This window comes from Cupriavidus sp. CP313 (assembly GCF_054072015.1).
Window position 1 is genome coordinate 146,888 of the sequence record NZ_JBSVZB010000003.1, and the last position, 14,461, is coordinate 161,348.

The following is a 14,461-nucleotide window of genomic DNA, read 5'->3' on the forward strand; positions in this document are numbered from 1 at the left end:
CCGTTCTTTGCTTCTCTGATTGCTCGATGCGGTACGCTCACACGCCCAGGTAAGCGGCCCGCAGTTCAGGTGCTGCCAGCAGCGTCTCGGGCGTACCAGAGAACCTGACCTCGCCGTTTTCCAGCACATAGGCCCGCGAGGCGATTTCCAGCGACAGCGCCACGTTCTGCTCGACCAGCAGGATCGACAGCCCTTCCTTGTGCAGGCGCCTGATCAGGTCGAACATCTCCTCGACCATCAGCGGCGACAGGCCGAGCGAGGGCTCGTCCAGGATCAGCAGGCGCGGATCGCCCATCAGGCCGCGGCCGATGGCCAGCATCTGCTGTTCGCCGCCGGACATGGTGCCGGCGCGCTGGCCCAGCCGTTCGCGCAGGCGCGGGAAGGTATCGAGCACCCATTCCAGGTTGGCCTTGAGCTGGCGCGTGGCGCGGCGGCAGGCGCCGAGCTCCAGGTTCTCCAGCACGGTCAGGTTGGGGAAGATGCGGCGCCCTTCGGGCACCTGGATCAGGCCGGCGCTGACGATGTCCTGCGGCCGGGCCCGGCTGACGTCCCGCCCGTCGAAGCGGACCGTGCCGGACGTGCCGGACACCAGGCGGCAGGCCGTGTTGATCAGCGTCGATTTTCCGGCGCCGTTGGCGCCCAGCAGGGCCACGATCTCGCCGCGATTCACATCCAGGCTGACGCCGTGCAGCACCTGCACCGCGCCGTAGCCGCTGTGCAGCCCTTGTACGGACAACAGGGTCTCAGGCATGGGCCGTCTCCTGCTGCGCGCCGATGCGCTGCGCCATGCCGTGGCCCAGGTAGGCCTCGATCACCTGCGGGTCGCGCGTCACCTGCGCGGGCGTACCCTGCGCGATCAGCCGGCCGCCGGCCAGCACGAATACGTCCTGCGCCAGGTTCATCACCGCCTGCATCACGTGCTCGATCATCACGACGGTGACGCCGTCGTCGCAGATGCCGCGCACCACCGGGATCATCGCGGCGATCTCGCCGGGGTTGAGCCCGGCCAGCACCTCGTCCAGCAGCAACACGCGCGGCCGCGTGGCCAGTGCGCGCGCCAGCTCCAGGCGCTTGCGCCCGGCCACGGTCAGGCTCGAAGCGCTCTTGTGCAGCTGGTCTTCCAGCCCGACGCGGCGGGCCACTTCATCGGCCTGTGCCAGCGCCGCATTGCGGCTGCGCACATGCAGGTGCGCGCCGACCGCGATGTTCTCGCGCACGGTCTGCCCGGCAAAGGGCTGCACGATCTGGAAGGTGCGCGCCAGCCCGAGACGGCAGATGGCATGGGGCGCGAGCCCGTTGAGGGTTCGGCCTTCCAGCTCCACTGTGCCCTGCGAGGGCGTGAGGAAGCCGGACAGCATGCCGAACAAGGTCGACTTGCCAGCGCCGTTGGGACCGATCAGCCCGGTGATGCGGCCGCGCGCGATGGACAGGTTCACGTCCTGCACCGCCGCCAGGCCGCCGAAGCGGATCGACAGTCCTTGGGTCGAAAGTATGGTCTGCATCGTCATTTCCGTTGCTTTATGCCCTCGCCTTGCGCACCGATCCGGCCGCCCCGGCCAGGCCCTGCGGCAGGAACATCACCATCAGGACCAGCAGCGCGCCGTAGATCACCAGGCTCACGCCCGGCACATCGCCCAGCGCATTGCGCGTCAGCTCGTTGAGCAGCTGCAGCGCCACCGCGCCGAGCAGCGGGCCGAACACCGTGGCCGTGCCGCCGATCACCGCCCCCACCAGCGCGGCCACCGAAAAGGCCGGACCGTAGGCGATATGCGGATCGAGGTATTGCAGGTACTGCGTATAAAAAACGCCGGCCGCCGCCATCAGCGCCGCGGACATGGCAATGGCTACCAGCTTGACGCGCAGCACGTCGATGCCGAGCGCCTTCGCCGCGTCTTCACTGTCCCGCACCGCCATCAGACAGGCACCGAAGCGCGACCTGCGCAGCCACCACGAGAGGAGAAGGCCCGCGGCGACAAACGTCAGGATGAAATAGAGATAGCCAGCCTTGCCGGCAAACTGGAGATGCAAGGCACCGGGCTGCAATGGCAACTGCATGCCTGCGCCGGCACCGGTAAAACCAACCGCATTGGCCACGATGCGCAGCACCTCGGCCACCGCCAGCGTCGCCAGCGAGAAGTACGAACCCTTGAGCCCGTAGCGGAACGACAGCACGCCCACGCCAACCCCGGCGAGCGCGCCGACGCCGATCGCCAGCACCAGCGCCAGCCACGCGTTCAGGCCGAACGTGACCTGGAAGATCGCCATGGCATAGGCGCCGGTGCCGAAGAAGGCCGCGTGGCCGAACGAAAACTGCCCGCCAAAGCCGCCGAGGATGTTCCACGACTGCGCCATCAGCGTCATCAGCAGCACCATCACCAGCAGGTTCCGCGCGAAGCCCGAGGACAGCCACAGCGGCGCCGAGGCAAAGCCGGCCAGCACGATGGCGATCCAGCCGAGCGTAGGAAGAGAAGAAATTCGATTCATGTCAGGCTCCTCGTGTCACGCCTTCGCGCCGAACAGGCCCTGCGGACGGAACAGCAGCACCAGGATGAAGATCAGGAAAATGCCGACCTGGCCCAGGCTGTCGCCCAGCCACAGGCCGCCCAGCGACTCGACCACGCCGATCAGCAGGCCGCCCCACAGCGCCCCGGCGAAGCTGCCCATGCCGCCCAGCACGACCACGGTGAAGGCGATCAGCACGAAGCCGTCGCCGACGCGCGGATTGACGTAATAGGCCGGCAGCAGGAAGCAGGCGGCCGCGCCCAGGCAGGCCAGGCCGATGCCGAAACTGAGCGCATAGACGCGCTCGACATCGATGCCGACCACGCGCGCGCCCTGCTTTTCCTTGGCCACCGCGCGGATGGCGCGGCCCAGCGTGGTGCGCCGGATCATCAGCATCAGCAGGCCGCAGGTCACCAGCGCGCCGGCGAAGGCGATCACCTTCGGCATCGCAATCGATGCGCCCAGCAGCTCGACGGTGGACAGCGCATAAGGCGTGTCGATGGTGTAGGTGTCGGAGCGGAACAGGTACAGCGCCAGGTTCTCCAGCACGATCGAGATGCCCAGCGTGACCAGCAGCACGTTCTGGTCGTTGCCGCGACCGGCCCGCGCGATCAGGTGGCGCTGCAGCAGGTAGCCCGCGGCGAACATGGCCGGCACCATCACCAGCAGCGCCGCGTAGGGATCGACATGGAGCCGGGTAACGAGGAAATAGACGCCATACAGCGCCGCCATCAGCGCGGCGCCGTGGGCGAAGTTGACGATATGGAGCACGCCGTAGATCAGCGTCAGGCCCAGCGCGACCAGGGCATAGATCGCCCCGGTGGTCAGGCCGTTGAGCCAGGAGGCCCAGAGTATCGGGATATCAAACATGTAATGCGTTCCTCGCGGCAACAGGAATCCAGCGGGCGGGAAGCGGGCTCCCCGACCGTGGCGACTTGGGATAAACGGCGTACCGGCGCTCGGCCGGCGTGAAGCGCTTAGCTGGCCGGCAGCGGGAACACCGCGTCGACCTGCCGGTAGGCGTTGGGGAAGACCACCTTGATGTCGCCATCCACCACCTGCGTCAGCAGCGGCTGCGCGCCGGTGTTCTGGCCGTTGACGAAGCGCGTCGGCCCGTACGGCATGAAGTGGCTGCTGAAATTGCTGCTGGCGAGCGCTTCGATCACGCGCTCGCGCTGCGCGGACCTGGCGCGCTCCAGGCTGTCGGCCAGCAGCATGGTGGCCGCATAGGTGCAGAAGACCTCGTAGGTAAAGAACAGGCCGCTGGCCTCCACGCGCTTGCGCAGCGCCAGGGCGCGGGGATCCTTGGGGTTGTACCAGTGGTTGCAGTCCAGCACATGCTGCGCCGCCGCCGGGAACTCCTTGATGAACTTGAAGCTCGACGCCGCGCCACCCAGCACCGAGTAGACCGCCTTGGGACGGAACTTTTGCTGCTGCATGGTCCGCATCAGCAAGGCGTACTCGTTGTAGTAGTTGGCCGCGATCACGATGTCCGGGTTGGCCGCCTTCATCCGCAGCACGATATTGCTGAAGTCGCGCGTCGGGTTGGCGTGCTTGACCACCTCCTTCACCTCGAAACCGAACTCCGGCAGGCGCTGGCTCAGCAGCTTTGCCGTGCCGCTGCCGAACAGCGATTCCTCGTGGATGATCATCGCGGTGCGCGCGCGGTTGCCGCTGAGCTGGTTGAGCGTGCGCAGGTTGCTCATCGCGGTTTCGGTGGCGACCTTGTAGCCGGGGCCGAAGCGGAACGTGTTGGTCAGGCCGCGCTCGACGATCGCATCGGCCACGCCCACGTCGACCACATGCGCCAGGCCATGCCGCGCCGCCGCCTGCGTGGTGGCCAGGCAGATCGCGCTGGCATAGGCGCCGACCACGGCGCTGACGCCGGCCTCGTTCATCTTCTCGACTTCGGCCGCGCCGATCTCCGGCTGCGACTGGGCATCGCCCAGCACCGCTTCCAGGCTGGCGCCGCCCAGCGACTTGATGCCGCCGGCGGCGTTGATGTCGGCGATCGCCAGCAGCGCGCCGGCACGGCATTGGGTGCCGCAGAATGCCAGCGCTCCGGTGACCGGATGCAGCACGCCAATGCGCACCGGCTTGGGCTGGGCCCGTCCGATCTGCGGCGCCACGGCACCGGCGCCAAGCAGCGCAGCCTGGCCCAGGAATCGGCGTCTTGCCGGATAGGTCTTGGTCATTTCTGTCTCCTCCCGTTTTCTTGGATCACCGCGTCGCGGTGGATAGGTCGCGCGCAAGCCAGATGCGCGCCTTGTCTTCGCCGGCGCGCGTCAGCGCCATGCGGTAGTCATAGCATTGCGGGCGATACAGGCCGCTGAGCCACTGGACCGGGTTGCCGTCGACATCGCGCACCACGCGCACCACCGACAGCAGCGCCGCGCCCACCGGTTCGTCCAGCAGCGCCGCGGCCTGCACGTCGGCCAGGCAGCAGGACAGCGTCTGGTCGGCGTGGCCGATGCGAACCCCGCCGTTTTCCAGCAGCGCCAGCATGGGCTGCTGCTGCAGCGCGCCGGGCGTCAGCAACAGCGCCACGTGCGGCGGCGACCATGTCGTGATCAGCGAGACCGGTTCGTCCCGGTGCAGGCGCACGCGGGTCACGTGCAGGGCTTCGTCCTGCTCCGCCAGGCGCAACGCCGCCCTGACATGCGCCGGGCACGTGCGCACGCCGAAATCGACCACACGCACCGAGGTGCCCGCGACGACTTCCAGCAGGTTGTCCAGCAGGCCGTACATCCGCGCCGGCGGCGCGTTCAGCCGGACCTGCTCGACATTGACGAAGGTCCCCTGCCCCGGCCGCCGGTAAATCAGCCCTTCCTTGTGCAGCTCGGACAGCGCCCGCCGCACGGTCACGCGCGCCACCCGGTACTGCTCCATCAGCTGGAACTCGGACGGAAGTCCGCCTTCGTCATAAATCGCGCTGAGGATTTTCTGCCGCAGCACCAGGTAAATGCGGTGATAACGCGGCATCGGTGAATTTGGGTTTCCCATAAATGGCGGCAGCTATTTTTCAGTCCACTGAAGTTAAATTCAAAAGTTGAGAGCGCCGGTTTCCCGACATCTCAAATTCCCTGCCAGCCCAATGAAATCAAGGCAGTCACGACTTCGAAACATGGACGGAAAGATATATCAGTATTATTGTTACTTCAATAGGACAATAAATGGGACAGGGCTAGAGACTTTCCCCAGTGCAGTGGCTGCCATGGACAGGGGAGCCCTTAATAGATAACGTGGGGTTCCGATATTCAGTAAATGCTTCAGACGTTATCGGGCATCTCGCGCGAGTCGCAGGCGGCGGCCTGCGATCACGAACTGGCCGAGGGCGGCGGCGTCGACGCGGCCGCGACCCCAGCCTGGGCCGCGCCTAGTAGCGCACCCGGAAAATGGTTTGCTGCGACTGGTGGCCGCTTGTGTCAGACCAGCACATGACGTGTTTCCAGGAAGAAGCGCTGGATCTGTTCGTCGAGGTCCGGATCGATCATTTCGTCCGGCCGGTTTCCGTTCGGGCAGGCAAGCCTTGGGGTCGTCCCAAACAAGCGGCAAATCAACGGGCGCTCCAGATACACGCTGCATCCCTTCGCATCGAGATGGGGGCAACTCAGGTTTGCCAGCGCTGTCTCGTGCTCGGCATCGCTCTTGACGGGAAGCCGCGACATCTCTTCCGTGGAGGTCGTTACCGGCCCGCAACAGTCATGACATCCAGGGGTGCACTCGAATGTGGGAATTCGTGAGCGGAAGAATCTGATCTTTTGACTATTCATCGGTGCGCCGCGATCTTGTTCAGCTGCCGCTGCCCGGCGACAGTCCGAGGAACGCCGCTGCCTCTTGCATGGCGCTCTCGGCCAGTTCGCGGGCGCCCTCGCCGCCACCAGGCGTCATCAATCCGGCCAGCGCCGCGTAGAGCAAGTGGATCAGGTCGACGGCACAATGGTACTGTTCTTCGGCGCTCATGCTTTTCTCTCTACGAAACCGGTTCTTCAACGCCCGGGCAGATGTCGCGCCAGCCAGAACGATGCCGACACCGCGGCAACAGCCCATAGCGTCACGACCACCAGCGCCGCAACATGGCTGACGGGGCGGCTGGCGGCCGCTTCGGCCGCCGCGCGATGCTGGCGCATTACCTCAACCGGAATCCACCGTATGGCCAGCAACAGGCCCAGAGGCACCACCACCACATCGTCCAGATAGCCGAGCACCGGAATGAAATCGGGAACCAGGTCAATGGGCGACAAGGCATAGGCGGCGACCAGCAAGGCCAGCGCCCTTGCATGCCATGGCGTGCGGGGATCTTGCGCGGCCAGCCACACCGCATGCACATCTTCCTTGACTGCGTGAGCCCAACGCCGCGAACGTGCGGTCAAATGGGCCAGCAGGTCCCGACGCCACAAATGCAGCCGCACATCGTCCAGCACCGGGACTGCGGCAAGCGCAAGCAGCAGCGTTGCCAGCGCGAGCGTGGCGCTGAACCCGACGTGCTTGAACCCCAGGGCGCCAACCACGCCGCCGGCAAAGAACAGCGCGACCAGCGTGATGAGTACCCATAGCTTGTGCCGGTTGGCGAGCACCAGTGGCTTGCCCGAATCAGCCCTGGACAGGTTGCAATAGAACAGCTTGCCCAGTTCGATGCCGATGTCGGTGACCATGCCGGTCACGTGCGTGGTGCGGATCTCGGCGTTCGACAGCTTGGTGACCATGGCATTTTGCAAGCCCATGATGAAACAGAGCACCATCACCGTTGCCGGCACGAACAACCATTCATGGTGCCCGAGATTGCTGCCGAGCAGGCCAAAACACACCAACAGCAAGGCTTCAAGCATGAGCGGCAATGCGTATTCGCTGTGCAGGCGCTCGCGCCGGGCCCAGTTGATCAGCACCGCCGAGCAGGCGGCGCCCGCCAGAAACGACAGCAAGGCGCCAAGGCCGTCCAGCATCAGCCAGAAACTGCCAAGCGCCAGGTTGTCGGCCATGGCGGACACGACGCCCGACATGTGCGAGGTGTACTGCTGCACGGCCAGGAAGCCGCCTGCGTTGGTCGCGCCGGCAACGAACGTCAGGTAGCAGGCCAGTTGCCGGTTGCTGCCGGGGCTGCGCTCCTTCCCAGTCAGCTTGCGCAAGTACAGGATTGGCATGGTTGCATTGGTAAGGAGTCCTGCGCGCTGGGAAGGGGCTGGTCAATACCGGACGTGCGGCCTTGCCAGCTTCGGCCAGGCCCCACGATCCGACGCCAGCCGCTCGCCGCGTTTCAGGCGGCGAGCGGCGGTGGTCAGGCTTAGCGAGTGCGCGGTTTCCAGGATGCGCGCCCGCGCCAGCAGCGCGTCCAGTGAGGGCAGCTTGTGCGCCCCTTTCCAGGCAAACAGCGTGTAGTTGCAACTGTCTTCGGAAAGGGAAATCGACATCGACTGGCCGAACACGGTGCTGGCTTCTTCCAGGTAAAGCGGGATATCGGGATCGCTTTCGAGAAAATTCGCGACCAGCACACCGGTATCGGCCAGGCGGGCATGACAGGCGGCATAGAAGTCCGCCGTCCCAAGCTGTACCGGCATGCCATCGGCCAGGAACCCGTCCACCAGGATGACGTCCGGCCGCGCATCCTGGTTCGCGACATAGTCGGCGCCATCTGCGCAAACCACCTCGAGCCGTTCGTCATCCGGCGGGATCTGGAACTGCTCGCGCAGGGCGATGACCGCCGGATTGATTTCTATTGCCACGATCCTGGTGTTGGGCAGATGCCGGTAGCAGTATTTGACCAGCGAACCGCCGCCCAGGCCGATCATCGAGATCCTGGCGGGGGCTGGGTGCAACAGCAGGAATCCCATCATCGTCCGGGTATAGCCCAGCACGAGCTTGTCGGGATCCTTGCGCGACATGAAGCTCTGGGTGGCGAGCGCGTCGAAATGCAGGGACAGGGCGTGCTGGGTTTCCAGCACCTTGGGCGTACCGTCGTGGCTAGCCTCGGCAAGGAACTTCAGATAGGCATCGAACGAGGTGCGGTCGGCGTGCATGGCCTGGGGTTCCATCAAAGCGCCTTGGGGAGCGTCTCTCCCCTCAGCAATGCCGCGATGGTGACGACAGCGGCGGCCTCGTCCGCTCCGTCCGCCTGGATGCGTAGGTGCGTTCCCACTCGGGCGGACAGCCGCATGACCTCCATCACATGCTTGGCGTTTACAACCCAGGGGCCACTGGCCAGCAGGATCTCGCACTCAAACTGATTGGCTATGAAAGCCAGCCGAGCGGAATTCCGGCCTTGAAATCCGTTCCCGGCAGTTACCTCTATCGTCACTTCTACCACTGCGCCCTCATCAGAAAATGGTGCCCCGCAAGACTCGTTTGTGCGACGCCCCGCGCGCCCTCCCGGCAGGCACGATCCTTGCCATGCCAGATCTTCCGGCGCCACCACACTGCCGTGCCGGAGGCCATGCCGGCGCATCCTGGAGATGTATATAATGATAATGCCATTATTATACGATGACATTGTTAGACGCATGGAATCCAAGACCGCCCGCCTGACCGTATTGATCGATCCGGAGAAGAAAAAGGCCTTTGAGGCGCTCTGTGCCGCCCAGGACCAGACACCATCCCAGGTTGTTCGCCAGATGATTCGCGACTATTTGCAGCAGTACGAGGTGGACTACGCCACCCGGCCGACGCTTGGAGCGCTCAGGTCCGTGGCGAAGGAACGCGGGTGATGCCTAGGGTCCGGCAGGTGCCCACGCTCAAGTGCCCACGCTCAAGTGCCCACGCTCAGGTGCGCACCGCTAATGCCGGCGCCGGATCGCTAGCGCCGTGTGGCACCGGTCTGCCGAACGGCGCTTAGTATGCCGCGCAGGATCTCTGCTGGCGGCGGCGGACAGCCCGGCACGGCTACGTCGACCGGGATCACGTTGGCGACACGGCCGCAGCTCGCATAGCTCTCCCCGAAGATTCCCCCGGTACAGCCGCAATCGCCTACCGCCACCACCAGTTTCGGCTCCGGGGTTGCCGCGTAGGTGCGCCGCAGGGCCTCTTCCATATGACGCGAAACGGGTCCGGTCACCAGCAGCATGTCGGCATGGCGCGGGCTGGCGACGAACTTGATGCCCAGGCCTTCGATGTTGTAGTAGGGATTGCCGAGTGCGTGGATCTCCAGCTCGCAGCCATTGCATGAGCCGGCGTCGACCTGCCGGATCGTCAGCGCCTGGCCGAGAATGTCGAGCAGCTCCCGGTGGATGCGCCGGATGGTGGCGGCTTCGCCCTCCGCGCCGGGCGGAGCAGGCTCGGTAACGATGCCGGTACGGGCGATCTGCCTGAGGATTTGCCACATAAGGGTCTAAAGGTCGTGCCCTGAATAGCTGAGGTTGAAGGATTTGTTGATCAGCGGGAAGTCCGGCACGATGTTGCCGATGATGGCATGCTCCAGCACTGGCCAGTTCTGCCACGACGGGTCGTGGCAATGGCAGCGGAGAATGCGGCTGTCATCGGCAAGTTCGAGCGCAACGAGGACTTCGCCTCGCCAGCCCTCCACCCATCCCACGCCGATGGCGGCCCCAGCGGGCGCTTGCGGCACGATTCGCGTGGCGCCCTGCGGCAGGCCTGCACCGATGGCACGGATCAGTCGCAGCGACTCCAGCAGCTCATCGAATCGCACCGCCACGCGGGCGGCGACATCGCCGCCGCGGTGCGTGGCCATCTTCACGGCGAGGCTATCGTAGGGCGGCCAGGCATGGTCGCAGCGCAGGTCCGCGGCGCGCCCGCTGGCACGTCCGGCCACACCGGTAAGCCCAAGCCGAGCGGCAAGCTGTGGCGTGACGCAGCCGGCGCCAAGAAAGCGGTCCTGCAGGCCCGCATGTTCGTCGTACACCGCACGCAGCACGCGTACTTCCCGCTCGACGTCGCCGCACTGCTGCCGCAGGCGCTCAAGCATGGCTGGCGCCAGGTCTTGCGCAACGCCGCCCGGTACCACGGCGTCCATCATCAGCCGGTGGCCGAAAGCCTCTGCGGACAGCCGCTGCCAGTCTTCGCGCAGGCGCGAGAATTGCGCCAGGCCGAAGGCAAGCCCCGCGTCGTTGCCCAGCGCACCCAGGTCACCCAGGTGATTGGCCACCCGCTCACGCTCGAGCATCAGGGCGCGCAGCCAGTCCGCCCGCGGTGGAGGCACGCAGCGCCAGGCGGACTCCAGCGCCATGCAATAGGCCCAGGCATACGCCACGGTGGAGTCGCCCGAGACCCGGCCGGCCAGCCGGTAGCCCTCGGGCGGCGCCAGTTCGGTGAAACGCCGCTCGATGCCCTTGTGGGTGTAGCCCAGGTGTTCTTCCAGCCGCAGCACCTTCTCGCCGACCACGGAAAAGCGGAAGTGGCCGGGTTCGATGATGCCGGCATGCACCGGGCCGACCGCTATCTCATGCACCCCGTCGCCCTCCACGCGCACGAAAGGATAGTCGGCGGGCAGTTTGCCGGCCGTCGCAGCTTCCGCCTGCGCGCCGCCTTGCAGCGGCCGCGCCCCTGCCGGCCACAGGCCGTGGTCCAGCCAGGGCCGGGCATCGCGGCTGCCCTGCACGGCGATACCCACCAGGTCGGTCATGGCACGCTGCATCCGGCCCGCGCATGGGAAACCGCCGACCAGGTCCGGCACGGCGGGCGCGACACCATCCAGCCGCAGTTCGAGCCATATCAGTCCCCGCGGCGTGGCGTACGTCACGCATGCCGTCAACGTACCGCCGCTGGCACGCCGGTCGACGCCCCACAGCGCAACCAGGCGCCCGTCCGCATCTGCCACCTCATGGGCCATGGCGGACCAGTCGTCCAGCCCGACCTGGCCATGCCAGACGGGTAGCGGCCCGGACAGCCGCACCAGGTCGAGCCTGAGATCGGACGGTGCCATCGGTTCAGCTCCCAAGCATTGCGGCTGCCTGCCGGTACCAGGTGTCGAGATAGGGCGGAATATAAAGGCCCAGCATCAGCCCCAATGCGAGGTGCGTGAACACCGGGACCAGCGCTGGCGGATGCGCCAGCGGCTTGAGCGTGGTATCGCCGAAGACCATCGGTTGCACCCGGCTGAACACCGCGGCGAACGCCAACCCGAGTGCCAGCAGCAGGAAGGGCGTGGCCCACGGCTGTTCGCGCATGGCGGTGGTGACGATCAGGAACTCGCTGGCAAAGACCCCGAACGGCGGCATGCCCAGGATGGCGAGCACCCCTACCATCAGGCCCCAGCCGACCGTGGGACTGACACGGATCAGCCCGCGGATGTCGTCCATCACTTGCGTGCCCGCCTTCTGTGCGGCGTGGCCGACGGCGAAGAAGATCGCTGACTTGACCAGCGAATGCACCGTCATGTGCAGTAGGCCGGCATAGCTGGCGATCGGGCCGCCCATGCCGAAGGCGAAGGTCATCATGCCCATGTGCTCGATGGATGAATACGCGAACATGCGCTTGATGTCGCGCTGCCGGATCAGGAAGAAGACCGCCGCGACCACCGATAGCAGGCCGAACCCCATCATCAGGCGGCCGGTCAGATGGTTGCCCAGCGCCGCATCGGTCAGCACCTTGCAGCGCAGCACGGCATAGAGCGCCACATTGAGCAGCAGGCCGGAGAGCACGGCGGATACCGGGGTTGGCCCTTCGGCGTGGGCGTCGGGCAGCCAGTTGTGCAGCGGGACCAGGCCGACCTTGGTGCCATAGCCGATAAACAGGAAGGCAAACGCCAGCGTGATGATGTTGGGATCGAGCTGACCCTTGACCGCATCCAGGTTGGTCCACAGCAGCGCCCCGCCCTCCGGGCCGATGACCTGCTCGGCGGCCATGTACAACAGCACCGTGCCGAACAGCGCCTGGGCAATCCCCACCCCGCACAGGATGAAGTACTTCCATGCCGCCTCGAGGCTGGCGGCGGTGCGGTAGACGCTGACCAGCAGCACCGTGGTCAGTGTGGCGGCCTCCATCGCAACCCAGACGATGCCCATATTGTTGGTCGTCAGCGCCAGCAGCATGGTGAAGGTGAAGAGCTGGTACATGCTGTGGTACAGGCGCAGCCGCGGCGGCGTCATCTTGCCGTGGTCGTGCTCCACCCGCATGTACGGCCGCGAGAAGATCGAAGTGGTCAGGCCCACGAACGCGGTCAGCGCAACCAGAAAGACGTTCAGGGCATCGATGTAGAACTCCCGGTCCCATGCCAGCATGGGACCATCGGCGACGATCTGCGCCGTCAGCACGCAGGCGGCGAGGAATGTGCCCAGGCTGAAGGCGACATTGATGTCGCGTGCGCGCTCGCGATGTCCCGTCAGCGCCAGCACCAGCCCGCCGGCGAGCGGAATTGCGAGCAGAAAGGCCAGCGCGGTCAATTCAATCCTCCTTCAGCTTCTCAAGGTGACGGATGTCCAGGCTGTCGAACTGCTCGCGGATCTGGAACATGAACACACCCAGGATCAGCACGCCGATCAGCACATCCAGCGCGATGCCCAGCTCGACCACCATCGGCATGCCATAGGTCGCGGCGGTGGCGGCAAAGAAAAGGCCATTCTCCATCGCCAGGAAGCCGATGACCTGCGGCACCGCCTTGGAGCGCGTGATCATCATCAGGAAGGACAACAGCACGCAGGCCAGCGCGATGCCCAGCGTGCCGCTGGCCAGCTTCAGCGACAGCCGCGAGATCGGCATGGTGAGGTTGAAGGCGAAGATCACCACCAGGATGCCGATCAGCATGGTGGTGGGAATGTTGATCAGCGTCTCGACGTCCCTGCGGATCCGGAGACGATCGACAACGCGGTGCAGCAGATAAGGGATGAGCAACATCTTGAGAATCAGGGTCAGGCTGGCCGACAGGTAAAGGTGCGGCTGGCCCGTTACGTAGCCGACGACGGCGGTGGCCAAGGCCAGGGTCGCCCCCTGCAACGTGAACAGATTGATCAGCGACAGGATCCGTCGCTGCGAGATCATGGCGAAGGCGAGGATCAACAGCACCGCCCCGAGCAGATTGACAAACTGGGTGAGGAGTACGGTCACTGGCCTGTCCTCCGGGGTTCAGCGAGCCAGCAGCAAGTGGACCAGCATGCCGATCACCGCCAGCAGAAAGGCGGTGGCCAGGAACTCCGGCACGCGGAAGATGCGCATCTTGGCGCTCGCCGTCTCCAGCACCGACAGCAGGAGCCCACCCACCATGAGCTTGAACAGCAGCGCGGGCAGCGCCAGCAGCATGGCCAGGGGCGCTTGCGCTTCCGCAATGCCCCATGGGAAGAACAGCGCCAGGCCGATGCAGGAATAGGCGAACAGCTTCAGGCTTGCCGCCCACTCAAGGAGCGCCAGATGCCGGCCCGAGTATTCCAGGATCAGCGCCTCGTGGATCATCGTCAGCTCGAGGTGGGTGGCGGGATTGTCGACCGGTATGCGGGCGTTCTCGGCCAGGGATACCATGGTGAACGCCACGCCGGCAAACGCCAGGCCCGGATAGATGGCCAGGTCCCGGTGGGCAATCGTCTCGACAATGGTGGTGAGCGAAGTCGATTTGGAGATCAGCGAGGCAGAGAACAGCACCATCAGCAGCGCCGGTTCCGCCAGGAAGCCGATCAGCATCTCGCGCCGCGCGCCCAGCGTCCCGAAAGCGGTGCCGACGTCCATTGCCGCCAGCGAGATGAAGACCCGCGCCAGCGCGAACAGGCCGACCAGGGCAATCGCGTCGGCGGCCGGCGCCAGGGGCAGATCCGTGGACACGGTCGGGATGATCGAGCACGCCAGCGCCATGCAGCCGAACACCACGTAAGGGGTGGCGCGGAACAGCGGCGAGGCATTGTCCGCGATCACCGATTCCTTGTTGAACAGCTTGTGCAGCATGCGATAGGGCTGCCACAGGCTGGGCGCCGACTTGTTCTGCAGCCAGGCACGCCACTGATTGACCCAGCCGGTCAGCAACGGCGCCAGCGCGATCGAGATCACGATCTCAAGCAGCTGTGACAGGATCCCGGTCAGGTTCATGCGG

At 65.6% G+C, this 14,461-nt stretch carries 17 protein-coding genes; 1 reads left to right on the top strand and 16 read right to left on the bottom strand.

Annotated elements, in window-relative coordinates:
• Positions 1-37: 37 nt before the first annotated feature.
• The 11 genes from ACW4E8_RS05150 to ACW4E8_RS05200 all read right to left on the bottom strand — a co-directional run bounded on the left by ACW4E8_RS05150 (position 38) and on the right by ACW4E8_RS05200 (position 8,803).
• On the bottom strand, positions 38-751 hold the full coding sequence (locus tag ACW4E8_RS05150; RefSeq protein WP_456803527.1) for an ABC transporter ATP-binding protein: 714 nt from the start codon (positions 749-751) through the stop codon (positions 38-40).
• Positions 744-1,508: an ABC transporter ATP-binding protein gene (locus tag ACW4E8_RS05155; protein ID WP_456803528.1), complete on the bottom strand. Its 765-nt coding sequence runs from the start codon at positions 1,506-1,508 to the stop codon at positions 744-746. Before ACW4E8_RS05155 ends, ACW4E8_RS05150 begins: the two co-directional genes overlap by 8 nt.
• Positions 1,509-1,518: 10 nt before the next feature.
• Positions 1,519-2,484 (bottom strand): branched-chain amino acid ABC transporter permease, encoded by a 966-nt coding sequence (locus ACW4E8_RS05160; protein ID WP_456803529.1) that lies wholly within the window; start codon positions 2,482-2,484, stop codon positions 1,519-1,521.
• 15 nt (positions 2,485-2,499) lie between these two features.
• Positions 2,500-3,372 carry a branched-chain amino acid ABC transporter permease gene (locus tag ACW4E8_RS05165; protein ID WP_456803530.1) on the bottom strand — a complete coding sequence of 291 codons (873 nt, stop codon included), beginning with the start codon at positions 3,370-3,372 and terminating at the stop codon, positions 2,500-2,502.
• A 107-nt stretch (positions 3,373-3,479) separates the two neighbouring features.
• Complete coding sequence (locus ACW4E8_RS05170) at positions 3,480-4,697, bottom strand: ABC transporter substrate-binding protein (protein WP_456803531.1); 1,218 nt, start codon at positions 4,695-4,697, stop codon at positions 3,480-3,482.
• A 25-nt stretch (positions 4,698-4,722) separates the two neighbouring features.
• Entirely contained in the window at positions 4,723-5,484 is a 762-nt protein-coding gene (locus tag ACW4E8_RS05175) for a GntR family transcriptional regulator (RefSeq protein ID WP_456803532.1), read from the bottom strand.
• Positions 5,485-5,927: 443 nt separating this feature from the next.
• Entirely contained in the window at positions 5,928-6,275 is a 348-nt protein-coding gene (locus tag ACW4E8_RS05180; protein WP_456803533.1) for a YkgJ family cysteine cluster protein, read from the bottom strand.
• Positions 6,276-6,294: 19 nt separating this feature from the next.
• A complete protein-coding gene (locus ACW4E8_RS05185) occupies positions 6,295-6,465 on the bottom strand; it encodes a hypothetical protein (protein WP_456803534.1) in 171 nt (56 codons plus the stop codon).
• Positions 6,466-6,491: 26 nt separating this feature from the next.
• Positions 6,492-7,643 carry a DUF1275 domain-containing transporter gene (locus tag ACW4E8_RS05190; protein ID WP_456803535.1) on the bottom strand — a complete coding sequence of 384 codons (1,152 nt, stop codon included), beginning with the start codon at positions 7,641-7,643 and terminating at the stop codon, positions 6,492-6,494.
• Positions 7,644-7,685: 42 nt separating this feature from the next.
• Complete coding sequence (locus ACW4E8_RS05195; protein WP_456803779.1) at positions 7,686-8,516, bottom strand: fused MFS/spermidine synthase; 831 nt, start codon at positions 8,514-8,516, stop codon at positions 7,686-7,688.
• 14 nt (positions 8,517-8,530) lie between these two features.
• On the bottom strand, positions 8,531-8,803 hold the full coding sequence (locus ACW4E8_RS05200) for an HPr family phosphocarrier protein (protein ID WP_456803536.1): 273 nt from the start codon (positions 8,801-8,803) through the stop codon (positions 8,531-8,533).
• Between the two features lie 193 nt (positions 8,804-8,996).
• Here ACW4E8_RS05200 and ACW4E8_RS05205 point away from each other — a divergent pair, with 193 nt between their 5' ends.
• A complete protein-coding gene (locus ACW4E8_RS05205) occupies positions 8,997-9,200 on the top strand; it encodes a ribbon-helix-helix protein, CopG family (RefSeq protein ID WP_456803537.1) in 204 nt (67 codons plus the stop codon).
• An 89-nt stretch (positions 9,201-9,289) separates the two neighbouring features.
• On the opposite strand, the gene ACW4E8_RS05210 is transcribed toward ACW4E8_RS05205, so the two are convergent.
• The 5 genes from ACW4E8_RS05210 to ACW4E8_RS05230 are packed head-to-tail and all read right to left on the bottom strand — an operon-like array spanning position 9,290 to position 14,457.
• A complete protein-coding gene (locus ACW4E8_RS05210) occupies positions 9,290-9,814 on the bottom strand; it encodes an NADH-quinone oxidoreductase subunit B family protein (protein WP_456803538.1) in 525 nt (174 codons plus the stop codon).
• Between the two features lie 6 nt (positions 9,815-9,820).
• Complete coding sequence (locus ACW4E8_RS05215) at positions 9,821-11,371, bottom strand: hydrogenase large subunit (protein ID WP_456803539.1); 1,551 nt, start codon at positions 11,369-11,371, stop codon at positions 9,821-9,823.
• 4 nt (positions 11,372-11,375) lie between these two features.
• The gene (locus tag ACW4E8_RS05220) at positions 11,376-12,830 is read right to left on the bottom strand and encodes a hydrogenase 4 subunit F (RefSeq protein WP_456803540.1); all 1,455 of its coding nucleotides are present in this window, start codon (positions 12,828-12,830) and stop codon (positions 11,376-11,378) included.
• A 1-nt stretch (position 12,831) separates the two neighbouring features.
• Positions 12,832-13,491, bottom strand: a complete 660-nt coding sequence (locus ACW4E8_RS05225) for a formate hydrogenlyase (RefSeq protein WP_456803541.1) — start codon at positions 13,489-13,491, stop codon at positions 12,832-12,834.
• 18 nt (positions 13,492-13,509) lie between these two features.
• Complete coding sequence (locus ACW4E8_RS05230) at positions 13,510-14,457, bottom strand: respiratory chain complex I subunit 1 family protein (protein ID WP_456803542.1); 948 nt, start codon at positions 14,455-14,457, stop codon at positions 13,510-13,512.
• Between the last annotated feature and the right edge of the window lie 4 nt (positions 14,458-14,461).

Coding starts and splice junctions, on each gene's coding strand:
- ACW4E8_RS05190 (WP_456803535.1), bottom strand. CDS start 7,643: ATGCCAATCCTGTACTTGCGCAAGCTGACTGGGAAGGAGCGCAGCCCC.
- ACW4E8_RS05155 (WP_456803528.1), bottom strand. CDS start 1,508: ATGACGATGCAGACCATACTTTCGACCCAAGGACTGTCGATCCGCTTC.
- ACW4E8_RS05175 (WP_456803532.1), bottom strand. CDS start 5,484: ATGCCGCGTTATCACCGCATTTACCTGGTGCTGCGGCAGAAAATCCTC.
- ACW4E8_RS05160 (WP_456803529.1), bottom strand. CDS start 2,484: ATGAATCGAATTTCTTCTCTTCCTACGCTCGGCTGGATCGCCATCGTG.
- ACW4E8_RS05150 (WP_456803527.1), bottom strand. CDS start 751: ATGCCTGAGACCCTGTTGTCCGTACAAGGGCTGCACAGCGGCTACGGC.
- ACW4E8_RS05215 (WP_456803539.1), bottom strand. CDS start 11,371: ATGGCACCGTCCGATCTCAGGCTCGACCTGGTGCGGCTGTCCGGGCCG.
- ACW4E8_RS05210 (WP_456803538.1), bottom strand. CDS start 9,814: ATGTGGCAAATCCTCAGGCAGATCGCCCGTACCGGCATCGTTACCGAG.
- ACW4E8_RS05180 (WP_456803533.1), bottom strand. CDS start 6,275: ATGAATAGTCAAAAGATCAGATTCTTCCGCTCACGAATTCCCACATTC.
- ACW4E8_RS05205 (WP_456803537.1), top strand. CDS start 8,997: ATGGAATCCAAGACCGCCCGCCTGACCGTATTGATCGATCCGGAGAAG.
- ACW4E8_RS05230 (WP_456803542.1), bottom strand. CDS start 14,457: ATGAACCTGACCGGGATCCTGTCACAGCTGCTTGAGATCGTGATCTCG.
- ACW4E8_RS05195 (WP_456803779.1), bottom strand. CDS start 8,516: ATGCACGCCGACCGCACCTCGTTCGATGCCTATCTGAAGTTCCTTGCC.
- ACW4E8_RS05165 (WP_456803530.1), bottom strand. CDS start 3,372: ATGTTTGATATCCCGATACTCTGGGCCTCCTGGCTCAACGGCCTGACC.
- ACW4E8_RS05170 (WP_456803531.1), bottom strand. CDS start 4,697: ATGACCAAGACCTATCCGGCAAGACGCCGATTCCTGGGCCAGGCTGCG.
- ACW4E8_RS05185 (WP_456803534.1), bottom strand. CDS start 6,465: ATGAGCGCCGAAGAACAGTACCATTGTGCCGTCGACCTGATCCACTTG.